Origin of the sequence: Novosphingobium aureum (assembly GCF_015865035.1) — a bacterium.
Taxonomy (GTDB): Bacteria; Pseudomonadota; Alphaproteobacteria; order Sphingomonadales; family Sphingomonadaceae; genus Novosphingobium; species Novosphingobium aureum.
In genome coordinates, this window is record NZ_JADZGI010000001.1 from 424854 (window position 1) to 442316 (window position 17463).

Consider the following 17463-nt stretch of genomic DNA (forward strand, 5'->3'; position numbering starts at 1 on the left):
TCCGAGGTGTCTCAGGAAAAACAACATGGTCCAGCCCGGATCAGTCCGAGCCTCTTGCCTGACCTCGCCAGTCCCACCGCCTTTTTCGGTACCCGTGCCGACCCGCGCGTGATCAGTCGCGGCGAGGCAGATCGCGCCGTGGCGCTGGGCTGTCTGTTCCCGCTTGAGCGCGGTAACTGACGGGGCGAACCGGACCATGTCATTGCGCGAACCCCTCGCGGCCCTGCGCCGCGACGATGGCGAGTGGCGGGCCGGGCAGGCCGCGCTCGAGCAGGCGCTTGCGGCCTGGCGTTCCGACCCGTCGATGGCATCGGTGCTCGAGGCAATGGAGCGTTTCGCTGCGGGCGAAACGCTCGCCGGATGTCGGCCGCTGGCTGCGCTGTTCCAGAGTGGCAACGAGGCGGCGAGCCTGCTCGTCGAGCGTTTCGTATCGGGGACCCTTCTCGCGCTGGATGCGCATCCGCTCGGACAGATGCCGCTGGCCTACGCCCCGGGCGACGTGGTTGCCATGCTGGTACTGGCGCGTTGCGGTACGGCCAGTCTGACGCTGAGCTGTTTCGATGGCTGCGAGCTGGCGCGCGCTGAGCCGCGAGCGAGCGTCGTGTTCGAGCCGGTGGAAAGCTGGTCGCGCGTGATCGCGGGCTCGGGGACGGGGGAGCTGATCATTGGCGAGCCGACTGCGGCAAGCGACACGCTCGTCCTGCAACGCCGGGAGCTCGAACTCGCATCCGATTCGATCCACCATCGCATTGGTGCCCGCGAGAAACTGCACGTGCGTTCCGCTTCCGGAGCCATGCTGGTCCTGCGTCTCCAACGCGCACTTCCGGGCGAGGCGGTGGTGCGCGAACATGCGCTGGCGGATGGTCGCCTGGTGCATCGTGCGGCAGCTGCCGCCGACGACAGCCGGCGTGAACTGGCGATGGCGACCCTGCGCGCGATGGAGCGTCGCGACGCGGTGCCTGGCATGCGCGCGATCGCCTTGGGCCGGGGCGAGGTCTCGCTGCGCTGGCAGGCTTTGCGTGAACTGCTCGTGCTCGACCTCGATGCGGGCCTCGATGCCATCGATGCGATCGCTGCTGCGAGCGACGATCCCCTGTGCGCGCATGTCGGCACATTGCGCGAAGCGGTCGAGAGACAGAACGGCGACGAAACGCAAGGTGGCTCATGGCCGAGCTGATCACTCTTGGCGAGAGCGGCGTCGCCACGCCCGAGCAATGCCGGTCCGGGATGAGCGGTCCGGGCTTTGATCCGGAGGAATCGGGCAGCCTCGAGAATGCCGCGCGCTGGCTGGCACGGCTGGGCAACAACCGCGATTTCCTCGGCGACATCCTCGTCGATGCTCTGGCCGGAACCGGGGCGGGGACCTCGGACGCGCTGGCCGGGCTTGGCGGCAACGCGGTGATGATCTGTCCGCCCGGCGAGGGCAACTTCTTCATCGTCGCGCAGATATGGCCGGGCATCGAGGACCATGCCTATCGTGTCAGTGGCCCCGCACCGTTCGATTACGACAGGGCGCACGACCACACGTTCGATTTCCTCCAGCTGGGTTACTTCGGACCCGGCCTGGAAATGGAGGCTTGGACTTACGAGGCTGCGCAGGTCGAGGGCCATGTCGGTGAGCGGGTTGCGATCACGCCGGCGGAAAACCTCGTGCTCGAACCGGGCATGATGGTGCGCTACCGCGCAGGCCGCGACATTCACCGGGTGCAGCCTCCCCGCTCGCTGGCGGTCACGCTGGCGCTGGCCCACAACCACGCGGTGCATGGCTGGCTGGAGCATTATCAGTTCGAGATCGCCGACGGGTCGAGCGCGATCATCGCCGCGCGCCACGGCGGGGGGCCGAGCGAGGCATTCCTGCGCATCGCGGTCGGGCTGGGCGGCGAAGAGGCACTCGATCTTGCGGAGCGGTTCGCGCGCCACCATCCCAGTGATCGCATGCGGCTTGCGGCGTGGCGTGCGCTCGTCGCACAGGCTCCCGACGATGCCGCGCGCGATGCGCTCTGGGCTCAGGCGGAACGCGGCGGCAGTCGGCTCGTCGCGCGCCATGCGCAGGCCATGCGCCGGAGCGGGCGCTAGAACATCCCGCCGGCAAGGGCGTCGATCGCAGCCTGCAGGATCACCGTAGCGGCAGCGGAATCGATGCGCTCCTTGCGCTTGGCGCGGCTCATGTCCTGATCGAGCAGCCCGCGTTCGGCCCCCATCGTCGACCAGCGTTCGTCCCACAGCAGGATCGGCAGGCCAAGCGCGGCGAGGTTGCGGGCATAGGCGCGGCTCGATTGCGAGCGCGGGCCTTCGGAACCGTCCATGTTGAGGGGTAGACCGATCACGATGCCGCGGACAGAACGGTCGTGCACGAGCGTCTCGAGCAGGGCCTTGTCGGCGCCGAACTTGCCGCGCTTGAGGGTCTTTCCGGGCGTGGCGAAGTTCCAGCCTGCATCGCAGAACGCGGTGCCGATGGTCTGCGTGCCGAGGTCGAGAGCCATCAGCGCGCCGCCCTCGGGCAGGGCATCGCGAAAGTCGAGGGTGCCGGTGGTGATCACGGTAAGGTCTCCGAAGGCTCCTGCGGGCTGCGCGGCAGGCGGCCAGACAGCTCGGGCGGGGCACGGTCCTGTTCGGCGGTCCAGGCGGTGAGGCGCTTGCGCACGTCGCCGCGCAGGTTCTCCCAGAACAGGGTGATGTCGTAGACGTGGTAGTTATTGCCCGGCATCACGTACTCACCCATGTCGAGCTTGGGCGGCGCCCCGATGTGGAGGAAGCCGTCCATGCCGCAGCCTGCCGGGACCACTTGCGGTTCGAGCGTGCCGGTGCGCTTGGCGAAGTCGGGCACCAGCGTTCCCAGGTTCGCGGCGGCACCGCTCTGCCCGTCCTGCGAGCCGGTCAGCGGATTGGTGCACAGGAAGGCACTGCCCGCGAGAGGCTTGCCATCGAGGCCGGGACGGCGGGCATAGCCCTTGAGCAGCATCTGGGTATCGGCAGGGTCGGCGACCGAGAGCCATGAGAGCACGCAGTTCGACTGATCGTCGCTGGTGCAGGCGGGCAGCCCCATCGCGGGCAGGTCGTGTTCGAGCGACACCGGCCAGCCTGCGAGATAGGCCGCAGCGATGCGCGGGGCGAGCGGCGTGTTCGCGACATGGTCGCGCAGCAGGCGGCGCAGCAGCAGCGCGCCCTGGCTGTGCCCGACGAGCACGATCGGGCCGCGCGGGTTTCTGGCCGCGAATACGGCAAAGGCGCTCTCGATGTCACGATAGGCGAGGTCGAGGGCCTCTTGCGCATCGGGGCGGTCCGTGAAGAAGGCGCCGATCGTCGCCTGACGATAGCGCGGGCTCCAGACCGTTCCTGCGGAAGTGAAGGCGCTGCCCATGGCCTGCACGAACAGTGCCGCACGATCGTTGGCCTCGCTGTTCTCGAGCGGCGCGTTCCAGGCGGACTTTTCGAGAAAGCTGGTGGGGTGGATGAAAAACACGGCCGCGCGCTGGGTGCCGCGGGGCGGCTCGCTCGCGCCGGTGGGGAGCCAGGCAGCAGGGTCGCTCCAGTCCGTGCCGTGTCCTTGTGCGGCGAGCGGTCCCGAAATCCACATCGCCGGCTTGTCCCAGACATTGCCGGGGAGCGGTTCCAGCGCCTCGAAGTCGCCCCCGGGCACGAAGGTCAGCTCGGTGAGGTCCTCGGCGAAGAAGGTCAGCGCCAGACGCCCTGCGACGAAGAGCACGAGGAGAACCGCGACGACATAGAGGAACTTGCGAGCCATGGTTCAGCGTCTTGCCGCTTGGGCCGCGCGGGTCAAGCGTCGCCCTGCGGTGTAGCGGTTTCGCGCGCCCGGTCGAGGAGCGCCTCGTCGACCTCGTCCTCGCCGATCTCCCGGGTCGGGGCGATGTTGCGCGCGGCTTCGCGTTCGAGCCAGATCTTGATCATCGCGACAAGCGGATCGGCAAGGGCGAGGCCGATGAGGCCGAACAGGACGCCCATGATTAGCTGCGCCGCGAGGACGAGAGCGGGCGGCAGGTCGACCGTCTTGCGCGCGATGATCGGCACGATCAGGTAGCCGTCGATGAGATGGACCACGAGATAGACGAAGATCGTGTAGAGCCCCATCTCGACACCGCCGGAAAAGCCCACGAGGACCATCACCGCGCCGGAGATCGGCGCGCCGATGTTGGGCAGGAAGGCCAGCAGTGCGGTGATCAGGCCGAGCAAGGCGGCCATCGGCACGCCGTAGGCATCGAGCATGGCGTATGTGAACACGCCCTCTACCGCCATGCCGATCACCCGGCCCATGAGCAGGCGGCGCAGTGCAGCGCCCATGGTCTGCGCGGTGACTTCGAAGTGATCGCGCCGGTCGACCGGCAGCATCCAGCCCACGCCGCGGCGATAGAGGCGCGGCTCGAGCGCGAAATAGATGCCCAGAACGAGGATCAGGAACAGCGTCGTCATCGCGCCGATGAGGCCGCCCACGACCGCGGTCACCTGGCCGATACCGCCCATCGCCTCGCGCGCCATGGTGCGCAGGTCGACTTCGGTGACGTTGATGCCGTGGCCGCGCAGCCAAGCAATCGCGCGGATGTACTGTCCTTCGATCGTGGCGGGCAGTTCGGCGGCCTGCACCGCGATCTGGCTACCGGCAAAGCGTGCGAGCCAGATGGCCGCGAGCAGCGCTGCGATGATCACGAGCAGCACGCACCAGGTCCGCCCGATCGGCAGGACGCGGCGCAGCAGCCGCGCGCCGCCGTCGAGCAGGGCGCCGAAGACGATGCCGCCGAAGACCACCAGCAGCGGGCGCGAGAGCAAGATTGCGAGTGCGAAGAGCAGCAGCACGCCGATCCACACGAAGGCCTTGCGCGCCTCCTGCCGGACTACGGGATCGGTGATGTCGGTCGGGCCCACCCGGCGCACCCTTGCGGCGTGCTCGTGCGTGGAACCGCCAGCGCTTTCGGGCGCGGGATCGATGTCGCCCGAGGCGTTCATCGCGCCGCCGCGGCTGCGTCGATCGGCGGGCGCAGGCTGGTGAAGGCGCGTCCGTCGCGCAGTGCGCCCCACCAGGACAGCGGGTTCCAGCTCTGGCTGCCGTCGAGCGAGAAGGTGATGAATTCGGCACGTCCGCCGATGTCCGAGAGCGGTACCGGCCCGCCGAGGCCGCCGCCATGCATCCCGCCCCAGTCCTCGAACGGGGCACGGCTGTCGGCGGAGCGGTCGCGGTCGTCGCCCATCAGGAAGACGTGACCTTCGGGCACGGTGATCTCGGCATAGTTGTCCAGACGCTGATCGATATAGTCGATCACCCGGTAACTCGCTCCGTTGGGCAATGTTTCACGGTAGGTCGGCAACTCGTAGACCATGCGGCCGCTGGGCAGGCGCGTGAGGTACTGCTCGAAGCCGCGGTAGCACTCGCCCGGCTCCTGTCCCTCGCACTGGAGCTTGGGATCGGCATCGATCTGCACTGCGGGGACGACCTCGCGCCTGATGAACTTGCCGTTGAGACGAATGCGGCCGTCGACGACGGCAATGCGGTCTCCGGGAAGGGCGACGACGCGCTTGATCAGGTCGGCCTTGCGGTTGCCCGGAACGACGATGACGATGTCGCCGTATTCGGGGGTCTTGCCGAAAAGCCGCCAGTCGCCGCGCGGGAGCAAGTGGAAGCTGATCGAGGACCAGTTCCAGCCATAGGCATACTTGGAAACCACCAGCCGGTCACCGACCAGCAGATTGGGCATCATCGAGATCGAGGGGATGTAGAACGGCTTGGCGACGAACGAATGAAACGCCAGCACGCCCAGCAGCATCAGCACGAGGCCGCGAACCTCGTGCCACCACTTGACCTTCTCCTCGTGGCCTCCGGTGGGGCTGGCCGAACCTTCGTCTTTGCTGGTCTCGGGGCGGTTTTCGGTCATTTGGGAGGGCAATCGATCTACTCGGCAACAGGGGTAAGCGGGCGCGCTTCGATGATGACGAAGGCCTGCGCCCATGGGTGGTCGTCGGTGAGCGTGAGGTGAACCACCGCCTTGTGACCCGCAGGTGTCATGGCGGCAAGGCGATCGTGCGCGCCACCGGTCAGGGCAAGGGTGGGAGCGCCAGCGTCGTCGTTGATCACGCCGATGTCGTGCATGAACACGCCCGCGGTGAATCCGGTGCCAAGCGCCTTGGAAAAAGCCTCCTTGGCGGCGAAGCGCTTGGCCAGCGTTCCTGCGCGGGTGTGCGGGCGCAGGGCCGCACGGGCACGCTCTGCCTCGGTGAAGATCCGGCGCTCGAAGCGTTCGCCGAAACGCTCGAGCGAATTCGCGATGCGCTCGATGCTGCACAGGTCCGAGCCAAGGCCGATGATCATCGCCGGCTCCGGCGCCGCGCGCGGTGTTCGTCGAGCCGGGCGCGCAGGCGCTCGATGGCTGTCAGCGTCGGTCCCGAGAGCACGAAGACGACGAACCCCCAGCCGATCATGCCGAGACCCGAGAAGATCGGGTGAACCTCGAAGGGACGGTTCGCGCGCGCATCGCTCCACAAGGCAAGACCGGTGATCGTGCAGGCGATGACGGGCACGACGAAGAGGCAGACCAGCCGAATCCGGCGCCGCAGGCGGTCGAAGTCGGCGCGCGGGCGGTTCACCGCACTTCGTCCATCAGCGTGCGCATGCGCAGGATGCTCGCCTCGAGCCCGGTGAAGATCGCCTCGCCGATGAGGTAGTGACCGATGTTGAGCTCGGCGATCTGCGGGATGGCCGCGATCGGCTGGACGTTGTCGTAAGTGAGGCCATGCCCGGCGTGCGGCTCGATCCCGTTCTTGGCGGCCAGCGCGGCCATGTCGGCGATGCGCTTCACCTCGATGGCGACGTCGGCGCCGGTGGCGTGCGCATATTCGCCGGTGTGCAGTTCGACGACGGGCGCGCCCAGCTTCATCGCCGCCTCGATCTGGTGCGGTTCGGGAGCGATGAACAGGCTGACGCGGATGCCCGCATCGCTCAACCGCGCGACCAGCGGGGCGAGGCGGTTGTGCTGGCCTGCTGCATCGAGACCGCCCTCGGTGGTGCGCTCCTCGCGCCGCTCGGGCACGATGCAGGCCGCATGCGGGCGATGCCGGAGTGCGATCTCGAGCATTTCCTCGGTCGCGGCCATCTCGAGGTTGATCGGCAGGCCGGTCGCATCGGCGACGCGCGCGAGGTCCTCGTCGCGGATGTGGCGGCGATCCTCGCGCAAGTGCACGGTGATCCCGTCGCCGCCCGCGCGCGCGACGATCTCGGCGGCGCGCGCCGGATCGGGATGCGCGCCGCCGCGTGCGTTGCGGATCGTGGCGACGTGGTCGATGTTGACGCCAAGGCGCAGGCGGGCGGGGTTATGGACGCTGGTCACGATGCATCTCGCGTGGTTGTGAGCGGGTCGGCATCGCGCCGGGAACCGGACGAGGGCAAGCCCCGGCCAGTGCCCGGCGAGACGCGATCAGGACTGGACGCGGCTGCCCGGCTTGACGGCCTGGGTGCCCGCCAGTTCGGGGGGCAGCTCGTCGGGGGCATAAGTCGGGAAGCTGAGCGCGACGAGCGGGAAATAGGGGACGCCAAGGTCCACTTCGCCCGCCGAGCGGTCGACCAGCGAGGCCGCGGCGATGACTTCGCCGCCAGCCGCCTCGATCGCCTTGATCGCCTCGCGGCTCGACTTGCCGGTGGTGACCACGTCCTCGACCATCAGCACCTTGTCGCCCGGCTCGAGGCTGAAGCCGCGGCGCAGCTCGAAAGTACCCTCGGGGCGCTCGACGAACATCGCATCGACCTGCAGTGCGCGGCCCATTTCCTGGCCGATGATCACGCCGCCCATCGCGGGCGAGACCACCTTCTGGATCTGCTTGCGCACGTCGTGGGGCAGCTTGGCCGCCAGCGCCACGGCGAGTCTGCCGGCGCGGTCGGGGTTCATCAGGACCCGGGCGCACTGAAGGTAGTGCGCGCTGTGACGTCCGGAGGACAAGAGAAAATGTCCTTCCAGCAAGGCCTTGCTGGCCCGGAACTCGGCGAGGACCTCTTCTTCCTGCATTTCGGTCAATTCCTTCGTGTCATTTCGATAGGGCTGGCGCCTTGTTACTGCGCCGTTTCGTGAATTTTCCCCTAGAGGCGCTTGAGGCAGGCGGCAAGCGCGCGTATAGGCAAAGAGGGAAGGGGGGCAAAAGCCTCCGCATTTGGGGTGCGTGCAGGCGGGGCGATTCGCGTGTACGTTCGATAAAAAGACGGAAACGCTAGAACATGATATCCGGTCAGATCGCCCGTTCCGTGAGCCTTGGCGCAAAGGCTCTCGCACTCTCCGCCACCAGCGTTTCGCTTTTCGCTGCTGCGCCTGCCTTCGCGCAGGACGCCGCTGCGGGCTATACGCCGATGAAGCCGACGCAGGGCGTCGGCATGCCGAGCGAGGCGGGGCTGGGCTTCCAGGACCAGTATTCCAAGATCGGTGAATACGGCGCCTGGATCCACAATATCGTGCTCATGCCGATCATCACCGTGATCTGCGTCTTCGTGCTCGCGCTGCTCGTCTGGGTCGCTGTGCGCTACAATCGCCGCGCCAACCCGGTCGCCTCCAAGACCAGCCACAACACCGCGATCGAGATCGTCTGGACGATCCTGCCGGTGTTCATCCTGCTCGGCATCGCGGTCCCCTCGATCGACCTCATCGCCAAGCAGTACAAGCCCGCCCCCAAGAGCGCGCTCACCATCAAGGTCACCGGCAACCAGTGGTTCTGGACTTACGGCTACCCCGACAATGGCGACTTCGAGGTAATCTCGAACATGCTCAACCTGCCGGGCCAGCCGGTCGTCAACAACGGCATCCGCGAAGTCGGCTCCGAGCCCTGGGACGGTCCCTCGCACCTCGAGGTCGACAACCGCATGGTCGTGCCGGTGGGCGAGCCGATCCGCCTGCAGATCACCGCCGCCGACGTGATCCACTCGTTCGCCGTACCCTCGCTGTGGTTCAAGCTCGACGCGGTGCCCGGACGCATCAACGAGCGCGTGCTCATGGTCGAGAAGCCGGGCGTGTACTACGGCCAGTGCTCCGAGCTTTGCGGCGCGAAGCACGGCTACATGCCGATCGCGGTCGAGGCGCTCCCGCGTGACAAGTACAACGCGTGGGTCATGACCCACGCCGGCGGCGTGATCGACGGCCAGGAGGCGCCTGCCGCCGCCGAGGCCGCACCCGCCGAACAGCCCGCGGTCGATACCGTGCCCGTGGATGCTGGCGTGGCCGAGGCCACCGAAGCTCCCGTCGAGTAAGCCCAGCGCAGGCAAGGATAAGGTTCACCAAGATGGCAACCACCGCAGACCAGTTCCAGGGCCACGTCGACGACCACGGCCACCACGATCACGGGCATGACCACCCGGGCTTCTTCGCCCGCTGGTTCATGTCGACCAACCACAAGGACATCGGCACGATGTACCTGATCTTCGCGATCTTCGCGGGGATCATCGGCGGTGCTTTCTCGGGCATGATGCGCGTCGAGCTCGCCGAGCCGGGTATCCAGTACCTCGACATGTTCTCGCGCTGGTTCGGCGCCGAGAACCCCGACTTCACGCAGACGCTGCACACCTGGAACGTGCTGATCACCGCGCACGGCCTGATCATGGTCTTCTTCATGGTCATGCCCGCGATCATCGGCGGCTTCGGCAACTGGTTCGTGCCGATCATGATCGGCGCGCCCGACATGGCCTTCCCGCGCATGAACAACATCTCGTTCTGGCTGACGGTCGCGGGCTTCGTCTCGCTGCTGTGCTCGGCCTTCGTCCCGGGCGGCACCGGGCTTGGCGCGGGTACCGGCTGGACGGTCTATGCCCCGCTCTCGACTTCGGGCTCGGTCGGCCCGGCTGTCGATTTCGGCATCTTCGCGCTGCACCTTTCGGGTGCGGGCTCGATCATGGGCGCGATCAACTTCATCACCACCATCTTCAACATGCGCGCGCCGGGCATGACCCTGCACAAGATGCCGCTGTTCGTGTGGTCGGTGCTGGTCACCGCGTTCCTGCTGCTGCTCTCGCTGCCGGTGCTCGCCGCCGCGATCACCATGCTGCTGACCGACCGTAACTTCGGCACGACCTTCTTCGATCCCGCCGGTGGCGGCGATCCGGTCCTGTACCAGCACCTGTTCTGGTTCTTCGGCCACCCCGAAGTCTACATCATGATCCTGCCCGGCTTCGGCATCATCTCGCAGATCATCTCGACCTTCTCGAAGAAGCCCGTCTTCGGCTACCTCGGCATGGCCTACGCCATGGTCGCGATCGGCGTCGTCGGCTTCATCGTGTGGGCGCACCACATGTATTCGACCGGCCTTTCGGTGAACACCAAGATGTACTTCACCGCTGCCACCATGGTCATCGCGGTGCCCACCGGCGTGAAGATCTTCTCGTGGATCGCCACGATGTGGGGCGGCTCGATCGAGTTCAAGTCGCCGATGGTCTGGGCGATCGGCTTCATCTTCCTGTTCACCGTGGGCGGCGTGACCGGCGTCGTGCTTGCCAACGGCGGCGTCGACGACAACCTCCACGACACCTACTACGTCGTCGCGCACTTCCACTACGTGCTCTCGCTCGGCGCGGTGACCTCGCTCTTCGCAGGGTTCTACTACTGGTTCCCCAAGATGAGCGGGCGCATGCACTCCGAAGCGCTGTCGTACCTGCACTTCGCGGTGTTCTTCGTCGGCGTGAACATGATCTTCTTCCCGATGCACTTCCTCGGGCTGCAGGGCATGCCGCGTCGCTACCCCGACTATGCAGAGGCCTATACCTACTGGAACCAGTTCGCGACCTGGGGCTACATGGTCATGGCCGCCAGCATCGCGATCTGGTTCGCCAACATCGTCTACGCGTTTTCCGCCGGCCGCCGTGTCGAGGACAACTACTGGGGCGAAGGCGCGACGACGCTCGAGTGGACGCTGAGCAGCCCGCCGCCGTTCCACCAGTTCGAGACCCTGCCGGTCATCGAGGAAACCGCCCACCATTGAGTGTGGCGCCAAGCCCCAGGGCGGGTCCCGGATGCTCCGGGCTCGCCTCGGCGGGGCATTCGGGTGTAAGGGCCCGCGCATGACGATGACGCCTTCGACCACGATTCCCTCGACCCAGCCGGCAAGCGGCCCGCTGCCCGCTGACTGGCGCGACCTGTTCGCGCTCACCAAGCCGCGGGTGATGAGCCTGGTGATCTTCACCGGGTTGTGCGGCCTGATCGCCGCGCCCGAGCGCATCCACCCGGTGCTCGCCTTCACCGCGATCCTGTGCATCGCGATGGGTGCGGGCGGCGCCGCAGCGCTCAACCAGTGGTGGGAAGCGGACATCGATGCGGGCATGAAGCGCACCGCCAAGCGGCCGCTTCCGCAAGGGCGGCTCGACCGCACCACCGCGCGCGACTTCGCGGGCGTGCTCTGCGCGGTCTCGGTGTTCCTGATGGGCTTCGCGGTCGGCTGGCTGCCCGCCGCGATCCTCGCTATCTCGATCGTCTACTACGCGCTGATCTATACCGTCTGGCTCAAGCCGCGCACCCCGCAGAACATCGTCATTGGTGGCGGCGCTGGCGCCTTCCCGCCGCTGATCGGCTGGGTCGCGGCGACCGGCGAGATCACGACGATGCCGATCCTGCTCTTCGCGATCATCTTCATGTGGACCCCGCCGCACTTCTGGGCGCTCGCGCTCTTCGTGAAGAGCGATTACGCCAAGGTCGGCATTCCGATGATGCCGGTGGTCGCGGGCGAGAAATCCACCCGCCGCCAGATCCTGATCTACGCCGTGCTGCTCCTGCCGCTGACCATGGTCCCCTGGTGGATCGGTGGTACCGGCGCTGTCTACGGTATTTCCGCATTGGTTCTCTCGAGCCTGTTCCTCCTGCTCTCGATCCGCGTCGGCCTGCGCACGCGCGGCGAGGAGGACACGATGAAGCCCGAGAAGCAGCTCTTCGCTTATTCCGTGCTCTACCTGTTCGCGCTCTTCGCCGCCCTGGTGCTCGACCGCTTCGTCGTGATCTGAGGAAACTGCCATGCGCCGCGAAAAGAACACCGAGGAACAGCCGCCCGAGACCCGCTCGTTCGAGCAGATCCGCCGCGATCGCAACAAGGTGCTGGGGCTCAGCCTTGCGGCCTTCGTGATTCTCGTTTTCTTCATCTCCATCGCCAAGCTGAGCTGAGGCGATGGCAGCGACGATCCAGCAGGCGAAGCGCGCGAGTGCGAACCGCAGGGTCGGCCTGATCGGGCTGGCGATGGCGCTCGCCATGCTGGGCATGGGTTTCGCCGCAGTCCCGCTTTACCGCATCTTCTGCCAGGTGACCGGCTATGGCGGCACGACCCAGCGCGTCGATGCCGCGCAGGCGGCTGGCGTGCAGTCGGTCGCGCGCACGATGTCGATCCGTTTCGACGCCAACGTCGAGCGCGGCATGCCCTGGGAATTCCGTCCGCTCCAGCGCACCGACACGGTGACCATCGGCGAGCGCGACATGGCGCTGTTCTACGCGCACAACACGTCGGACAAGATCGTCACCGGCACCGCCAGCTTCAACGTCGAGCCCGAGCAGGCCGCGCGCTACTTCAACAAGATCCAGTGCTTCTGCTTCACCGAGCAGACGCTCCAGCCGGACGAGGCGGTGAAGATGCCGGTGCTCTACTACGTCGACCCTGCCATCCTCGACGACGAGGACAACAAGGATGTCGAGCAGATCACCTTGAGCTACACCTTCCATGTAAGTTCGGTGCGCGATCCTGCCGATCAGGTCGCAAAGGGTCTGGACCACGATCAAGCGGGCGGTTAAGGCCGGTAGCAAGGAACTTTTCGCTGGCCTCGGGGGCAAGCGGGACACGATAACAGTTTCGAATAACGGGGATGATGGCACGATGGCCGGTACCAAGAACCATGAATATCACATTCTGCCGCCGGACATCGTCCCGCTGGCGACTACGCTCGGCGCGCTGATCTTCACTTCGGGCATGGTGCTGTTCATGCACGACATGCCCGGCGGGACCTTCGTGCCCTGGCTCGGCCTTGCCCTGCTGATCGCTTCGATGTGGACCTGGTTCACCAAGATCGTCCACGAGGCGCGCGCAGGCGATCACACCCCGGTCGTGCAGCTTCACCAGCGCTACGGCATGATCCTGTTCATCGCCTCCGAGGTGATGTTCTTCGTCGGCTGGTTCTGGGCTTTCTTCGACTTCTCGCTGTTCCCGACCACGCTCACCGAGGTGGTCGACGGGCAGTGGCCGCCCAAGGCGATCGAGGCGGTCATGGACCCCTTCGCGCTGCCGCTGCTCAACACGCTGATCCTGCTGTGCTCGGGCACCACCGTGACCTGGGCGCACCATTCGCTGATCCACGGCGACCGTGAGAGCGTGAAGAAGGGCCTCTGGGCGACGATCCTGCTCGGCGTGCTGTTCTCGTTCATTCAGGGCTACGAGTATCTCCATGCCCCCTTCGCCTTCGGCGAGAACACCTACGGCTCGGCCTTCTACATGGCGACCGGCTTCCACGGCTTCCACGTCATCGTCGGCACGATCTTCCTCGCGGTCTGCCTGGTGCGCACCTACCAGGGCGACTTCACCCCGCGCCAGCATTTCGGCTTCGAGGCCGCTGCGTGGTACTGGCACTTCGTCGACGTCGTGTGGCTGTTCCTCTTTGTCGCCGTCTACGTCTGGGGCGGCTGGGGCTATCCCACCCACTGACCCGGTCCGCCAGCGGCCATCGACACATACCATCGCCAGGGGCAGCCAGACCACGCGTCGGCTGCCCTTCGCTTTTGAGCGCAGTGCGCCACGCGCACGGCGCCGCATTCGAACCGAGAGACTGACCATGGCCCGCATTCCGATCTTCTCGACGCTGGTCGTGCTCGCCGCTGTCGCCGTGATGATCGGCCTCGGCGTCTGGCAGCTCGAACGGCGCGGTGAGAAGGAGGCGCTGCTTGCGCGCTTTGCAGCCGCCAGTGGCAATCCGGCGGTGGTCAACTGGGATGGGCGCGATCCGGGCGAGGACCTGCTCTACCGCAAGGCGCGCCTCACCTGCCTGCGTTCGGGCAAGGCCAAGCCGGCCGCCGGGCGCAACGCACAGCAGGAGGTGGGCTGGGCGCAGGTGCAGGACTGCGTGCTTGCCGGCGGTGGCACGGTCCCGGTCGTGCTGGGCTGGACGCGCGGGCCCTATGGGGACGAGAACGCGGCGCCCGGTACGCAGGGGGGCAGCTGGTGGAACGGGGGCGAGGCCCAGGGCGTGATCGCGCCGGGCCCACGCCTCGTTGCCGCGCCGCCGCTCGGCGGGCTCGCCCCGAACGCCATGCCCGACCCCTCGGACCTTGCGAACAATCACCTGTCCTACGCGATCCAGTGGTTCGCCTTCGCGCTGACCGCACTGGTCATCTACGCCTTGTTGCTACGCAAGAGATTGCGCGCACCGGCCTGACAAGGCGCGCTTGATCGCGCAGAAGCATTGCCTTGCCCGCGCAGGGGCGCTAACCGCGCCCGAAACGACAGGGATGGCCATGGACTACATCAGCACGCGCGGCAATGCTCCGGTTCTCGACTTCGAAGGCGCGACCCTCGCCGGGCTCGCCTCGGACGGCGGCCTCTACGTGCCGGCTGAATGGCCGCGCTTCTCCGAGAGCGAGATCGCCGGCATGGCCGGGCTGCCTTACGCCGAGCTCGCAGCGCGCGTCATGGCGCCCTTCGTCGGCACCAGCCTGACTTACGAACGCCTGCTCGAGCTGACCACCCAGGCCTATGGCCGCTTCGCCCACAAGGCGGTGACCCCGATGGTGCAGCTAGATGAGCAGCACTGGGTGCTCGAACTGTTCCACGGCCCCACGCTTGCCTTCAAGGACGTCGCACTCCAGCTGCTCGGCCTGTTCTTCGAGGAATTCCTCTCGCGTTCGGAGCGCAACCTGACGATCGTCGGCGCGACCAGCGGCGACACCGGCTCTGCCGCTATCGACGCGGTTGCCGGACGCGCCAAGGTCGACGTGTTCATGCTCCACCCCGAGGGCCGCGTCTCGGACGTGCAGCGTCGCCAGATGACGACGGTGCTCGCGCCCAACGTCCACAACATCGCGATCAACGGCTCGTTCGACGATGCCCAGGCGATGGTGAAGCGCATGTTCAACGACAAGGACATGACCGATCGCTTCGCCATCGGCGCGGTCAATTCGATCAACTGGGCGCGACTGATGGCCCAGGTCGTCTACTACTTCGCCGCTGCCGTGCAGCTGGGCGCACCGCAGCGCAAGGTCGCCTTCTCGGTGCCGACCGGCAACTTCGGCGACGTCTTCGCCGGATACGTCGCCGCGAAGATGGGCCTGCCCATCGAGAAGCTGATCGTCGCGACCAACGTCAACGACATCCTCCACCGCGCACTCTCGAGCGGCGACTACTCGCAGGGCACGGTCACCCCGACCGCGGCACCCTCGATGGACATCCAGGTCTCGTCCAACTTCGAGCGCCTGCTGTTCGACCTCGGCGGGCGTGACGGCGCGGCGATGGCGGCGCAGATGAAGGGCTTCGAGGCCGACAAGGCGATGCAGCTCAGCAATGCGCAGCGCGAGGGCGCGGCGGCGCTGTTCCAGTCGGCGCGCACCGATGCCGACGAGATGGCCTCGACGATCCGCTGGGCCTGGGAGAACTGCGGCGAGCTGATCGACCCGCACACTGCTTGCGGCCTCTTCGCCGCGCGCACCGCAGGGATCGACGCCTCGGTTCCGGTGGTCACGCTGGCGACCGCGCACCCGGCCAAGTTCCCCGAGGCGGTCGAGCGTTCGACCGGCCACCGCCCGAGCCTGCCCGCACGTGTCGGCGACCTGTTCGACCGCGAGGAAAAGTGCGTGAAGCTGCCCGGCGACTACGACGCGATCGCCGCGTTCGTCGCCGAGCACGCCAGCCCCAAGGCCTGAGGCAGGAGCGATGGCCCGTCTCGAAACGCAACCGCAGGTCCTGATCGGCGAAGGCTGGGACGACTACGGGCTCGTCGATTCGGGCCACGGTCGCAAGCTCGAGCGCTACGGCGACTACCGCTTCGTGCGCCCCGAACCGCAGGCGATGTGGACCCCGCGCGAGGCCGACTGGGCCGCGAACGGCGAATTCGTCCCCGGCTCGGACGAGGATGGCGGCGGACGCTGGGTGTTCGAGAGCCCGGTGCCACGCGAGGGCTGGCCGCTCGCCTGGAACGAGGTCGCCTTCACCGCCAGCTGCACGCCGTTCCGCCATCTCGGCTTCTTCCCCGACATGGCGCCGGTGTGGGACTGGATGCGCGGCCAGCTTGCGGGGCGCGACGATGCCGAGACGATGAACCTTTTCGGCTATACCGGCGTCGGCACGCTCGCGCTCTCCGCGCATGGCCGCGTGACTCACGTCGATGCCTCGAAGAAGTCGGTTGCGCAGGCACGCGAGAACGCGGCGCTTGCCGGGCTCGAAGATCGCCCGGTGCGCTGGATGATCGACGATGCCGCCAAGTTCGCCGCACGCGAAGTGCGCCGCGGCCGCCGCTACGACGGCATCATCCTCGATCCGCCCAAGTTCGGGCGCGGCCCCACCGGCGAGACCTGGCGACTGGAGGAGAACCTCCCCGGCCTCCTCGCCGACTGCCGCAAGCTGCTCGACGGCGACAGCCGCTTCCTGTTCCTCACCGTCTATGCCGTGCGCATGTCCTCGCTCGCGCTCGCAGGCCTGATGGACGAACTCTTCGCTGAACTTCCCGGCACCATCGAGCACGGCGATCTCGCGGTGCGCGAGGACGGTGGCGTGAACGGCGAGGGGCGCATCCTGCCCACCGCGATCTTCGCGCGCTGGTCCAACCCGGCCTGACTTATCCGGCCTGCGGCCATGGCGTGCATGCGGCGTGATCGCTGCCGTTGTGCAGGCAGTCTGCGGGAATGGAGAGAGACCGCAAAGCCGTAAAATCCTGGCCTGCCACGCTGCGCATGCTGCACTGGGGCATGGCCATCGCTATCGCCGCAGAGGTCGTCGTCGGCTTTACCATGGCGCTGACTTTCCTGGGGGCGATGCAGGGGGGCAAGGTGGCGCAGCTTCACTTGCGCGCAGGGCAGGTGCATCACACGCTTGGTTTCTTCCTTCTTGCGGCGGTAGTCTGGCGGCTGGTCGTGCGACTGCGCCATGCAGCGCCTGCCGATCCCGATCTGGGCGTTGGGGCGCGCATCGCGGCACGCGCCGTGCAAGGCCTGCTCTATCTGCTCATGCTGCTACTGCCGCTGTCGGGCTGGGCGGCGCTCTCTGCGCTCGGTGCGGGGGCCGGCTACGAAGCGCCCTCGATCTGGTTCTTCACCCACGACGGTTTCGCGCCGGGCGGCATGATCCCGCACATCGTCACGCCCAGGCCCTGGGATGCGCCCGGCCTGCTGGTCTATTCGACCTTCGCGAAGTTCCACGTCTATGCCGTCTATACCGGCGCAGTGCTGCTGAGCGTGCATATCGGCGCGGCGCTCTACCACCATTTCTGGCGGCGCGACCGGGTGCTCGCGCGCATGGCGGCGCGCGACTGAGCGCGAAGT

General features: G+C 67.1%; 20 protein-coding genes. 12 read left to right on the top strand and 8 right to left on the bottom strand.

All coding sequences use genetic code 11. From position 1 onward, the window contains the following. The first annotated feature begins 196 nt into the window (after positions 1 to 196). The gene (locus tag I5E68_RS02000) at positions 197 to 1177 is read left to right on the top strand and encodes a hypothetical protein (protein WP_197160267.1); all 981 of its coding nucleotides are present in this window, start codon (positions 197 to 199) and stop codon (positions 1175 to 1177) included. Further along, a complete protein-coding gene (locus I5E68_RS02005) occupies positions 1165 to 2076 on the top strand; it encodes a transposase (protein ID WP_197160269.1) in 912 nt (303 codons plus the stop codon). Before I5E68_RS02000 ends, I5E68_RS02005 begins: the two co-directional genes overlap by 13 nt. On the opposite strand, the gene ruvX is transcribed toward I5E68_RS02005, so the two are convergent. The 8 genes from ruvX to pyrE form a co-directional block, all read right to left on the bottom strand. Further along, on the bottom strand, positions 2073 to 2540 hold the full coding sequence (gene ruvX, locus I5E68_RS02010) for a Holliday junction resolvase RuvX (protein ID WP_197160271.1): 468 nt from the start codon (positions 2538 to 2540) through the stop codon (positions 2073 to 2075). The genes I5E68_RS02005 and ruvX overlap by 4 nt on opposite strands. Further along, entirely contained in the window at positions 2537 to 3745 is a 1209-nt protein-coding gene (locus I5E68_RS02015) for a DUF3089 domain-containing protein (protein ID WP_197160273.1), read from the bottom strand. Before I5E68_RS02015 ends, ruvX begins: the two co-directional genes overlap by 4 nt. A gap of 32 nt (positions 3746 to 3777) precedes the next feature. Beyond that, complete coding sequence (locus I5E68_RS02020; RefSeq protein WP_197160275.1) at positions 3778 to 4959, bottom strand: AI-2E family transporter; 1182 nt, start codon at positions 4957 to 4959, stop codon at positions 3778 to 3780. After that, the gene (gene lepB / locus I5E68_RS02025; RefSeq protein WP_197160277.1) at positions 4956 to 5882 is read right to left on the bottom strand and encodes a signal peptidase I; all 927 of its coding nucleotides are present in this window, start codon (positions 5880 to 5882) and stop codon (positions 4956 to 4958) included. The genes I5E68_RS02020 and lepB overlap by 4 nt, the downstream gene beginning before the upstream one ends. Before the next feature lie 17 nt (positions 5883 to 5899). After that, on the bottom strand, positions 5900 to 6316 hold the full coding sequence (gene acpS, locus I5E68_RS02030) for a holo-ACP synthase (RefSeq protein ID WP_197160278.1): 417 nt from the start codon (positions 6314 to 6316) through the stop codon (positions 5900 to 5902). Further along, positions 6313 to 6591, bottom strand: coding sequence for a hypothetical protein (locus I5E68_RS02035; protein WP_197160280.1), 279 nt, complete (start codon positions 6589 to 6591; stop codon positions 6313 to 6315). The genes acpS and I5E68_RS02035 overlap by 4 nt, the downstream gene beginning before the upstream one ends. Further along, the gene (locus I5E68_RS02040) at positions 6588 to 7331 is read right to left on the bottom strand and encodes a pyridoxine 5'-phosphate synthase (RefSeq protein ID WP_197160282.1); all 744 of its coding nucleotides are present in this window, start codon (positions 7329 to 7331) and stop codon (positions 6588 to 6590) included. Before I5E68_RS02040 ends, I5E68_RS02035 begins: the two co-directional genes overlap by 4 nt. An 87-nt stretch (positions 7332 to 7418) precedes the next feature. After that, positions 7419 to 8003: an orotate phosphoribosyltransferase gene (pyrE, locus tag I5E68_RS02045; protein WP_197160284.1), complete on the bottom strand. Its 585-nt coding sequence runs from the start codon at positions 8001 to 8003 to the stop codon at positions 7419 to 7421. A gap of 206 nt (positions 8004 to 8209) precedes the next feature. Between pyrE and coxB the strand changes: the two genes are divergently transcribed. From coxB to I5E68_RS02095, 10 genes are all read left to right on the top strand, one after another. Then, positions 8210 to 9229 (top strand): cytochrome c oxidase subunit II, encoded by a 1020-nt coding sequence (gene coxB, locus I5E68_RS02050; protein WP_197160285.1) that lies wholly within the window; start codon positions 8210 to 8212, stop codon positions 9227 to 9229. Between the two features lie 32 nt (positions 9230 to 9261). After that, a complete protein-coding gene (gene ctaD / locus I5E68_RS02055; protein ID WP_197160288.1) occupies positions 9262 to 10950 on the top strand; it encodes a cytochrome c oxidase subunit I in 1689 nt (562 codons plus the stop codon). 85 nt (positions 10951 to 11035) lie between these two features. Further along, complete coding sequence (locus I5E68_RS02060; protein ID WP_197164438.1) at positions 11036 to 11962, top strand: heme o synthase; 927 nt, start codon at positions 11036 to 11038, stop codon at positions 11960 to 11962. 10 nt (positions 11963 to 11972) lie between these two features. Continuing rightward, positions 11973 to 12119, top strand: coding sequence for a cytochrome c oxidase system small membrane protein (locus I5E68_RS02065; protein WP_197160290.1), 147 nt, complete (start codon positions 11973 to 11975; stop codon positions 12117 to 12119). 4 nt (positions 12120 to 12123) lie between these two features. Beyond that, positions 12124 to 12738: a cytochrome c oxidase assembly protein gene (locus I5E68_RS02070; protein WP_197160292.1), complete on the top strand. Its 615-nt coding sequence runs from the start codon at positions 12124 to 12126 to the stop codon at positions 12736 to 12738. 82 nt (positions 12739 to 12820) lie between these two features. After that, positions 12821 to 13642: a cytochrome c oxidase subunit 3 gene (locus I5E68_RS02075; protein WP_197160293.1), complete on the top strand. Its 822-nt coding sequence runs from the start codon at positions 12821 to 12823 to the stop codon at positions 13640 to 13642. Between the two features lie 127 nt (positions 13643 to 13769). Beyond that, positions 13770 to 14369 (top strand): SURF1 family protein, encoded by a 600-nt coding sequence (locus tag I5E68_RS02080; RefSeq protein ID WP_197160295.1) that lies wholly within the window; start codon positions 13770 to 13772, stop codon positions 14367 to 14369. A gap of 79 nt (positions 14370 to 14448) precedes the next feature. Next, entirely contained in the window at positions 14449 to 15849 is a 1401-nt protein-coding gene (gene thrC / locus I5E68_RS02085) for a threonine synthase (protein WP_197160297.1), read from the top strand. Between the two features lie 10 nt (positions 15850 to 15859). Further along, positions 15860 to 16759: a class I SAM-dependent methyltransferase gene (locus I5E68_RS02090; RefSeq protein ID WP_197160302.1), complete on the top strand. Its 900-nt coding sequence runs from the start codon at positions 15860 to 15862 to the stop codon at positions 16757 to 16759. Between the two features lie 68 nt (positions 16760 to 16827). Then, positions 16828 to 17454 (top strand): cytochrome b, encoded by a 627-nt coding sequence (locus I5E68_RS02095; RefSeq protein ID WP_197160303.1) that lies wholly within the window; start codon positions 16828 to 16830, stop codon positions 17452 to 17454. Positions 17455 to 17463: the final 9 nt, after the last annotated feature.

Bases quoted from the DNA above. Each gene is read 5' to 3' on its own strand.
- I5E68_RS02000 (WP_197160267.1), top strand. From the start codon at position 197: ATGTCATTGCGCGAACCCCTCGCGGCCCTGCGCCGCGACGATGGCGAG.
- I5E68_RS02005 (WP_197160269.1), top strand. From the start codon at position 1,165: ATGGCCGAGCTGATCACTCTTGGCGAGAGCGGCGTCGCCACGCCCGAG.
- I5E68_RS02015 (WP_197160273.1), bottom strand. From the start codon at position 3,745: ATGGCTCGCAAGTTCCTCTATGTCGTCGCGGTTCTCCTCGTGCTCTTC.
- I5E68_RS02020 (WP_197160275.1), bottom strand. From the start codon at position 4,959: ATGAACGCCTCGGGCGACATCGATCCCGCGCCCGAAAGCGCTGGCGGT.
- lepB (WP_197160277.1), bottom strand. From the start codon at position 5,882: ATGACCGAAAACCGCCCCGAGACCAGCAAAGACGAAGGTTCGGCCAGC.
- acpS (WP_197160278.1), bottom strand. From the start codon at position 6,316: ATGATCATCGGCCTTGGCTCGGACCTGTGCAGCATCGAGCGCATCGCG.
- pyrE (WP_197160284.1), bottom strand. From the start codon at position 8,003: ATGCAGGAAGAAGAGGTCCTCGCCGAGTTCCGGGCCAGCAAGGCCTTG.
- coxB (WP_197160285.1), top strand. From the start codon at position 8,210: ATGATATCCGGTCAGATCGCCCGTTCCGTGAGCCTTGGCGCAAAGGCT.
- ctaD (WP_197160288.1), top strand. From the start codon at position 9,262: ATGGCAACCACCGCAGACCAGTTCCAGGGCCACGTCGACGACCACGGC.
- I5E68_RS02060 (WP_197164438.1), top strand. From the start codon at position 11,036: ATGACGCCTTCGACCACGATTCCCTCGACCCAGCCGGCAAGCGGCCCG.
- I5E68_RS02065 (WP_197160290.1), top strand. From the start codon at position 11,973: ATGCGCCGCGAAAAGAACACCGAGGAACAGCCGCCCGAGACCCGCTCG.
- I5E68_RS02070 (WP_197160292.1), top strand. From the start codon at position 12,124: ATGGCAGCGACGATCCAGCAGGCGAAGCGCGCGAGTGCGAACCGCAGG.
- I5E68_RS02075 (WP_197160293.1), top strand. From the start codon at position 12,821: ATGGCCGGTACCAAGAACCATGAATATCACATTCTGCCGCCGGACATC.
- I5E68_RS02080 (WP_197160295.1), top strand. From the start codon at position 13,770: ATGGCCCGCATTCCGATCTTCTCGACGCTGGTCGTGCTCGCCGCTGTC.
- thrC (WP_197160297.1), top strand. From the start codon at position 14,449: ATGGACTACATCAGCACGCGCGGCAATGCTCCGGTTCTCGACTTCGAA.
- I5E68_RS02090 (WP_197160302.1), top strand. From the start codon at position 15,860: ATGGCCCGTCTCGAAACGCAACCGCAGGTCCTGATCGGCGAAGGCTGG.
- I5E68_RS02095 (WP_197160303.1), top strand. From the start codon at position 16,828: ATGGAGAGAGACCGCAAAGCCGTAAAATCCTGGCCTGCCACGCTGCGC.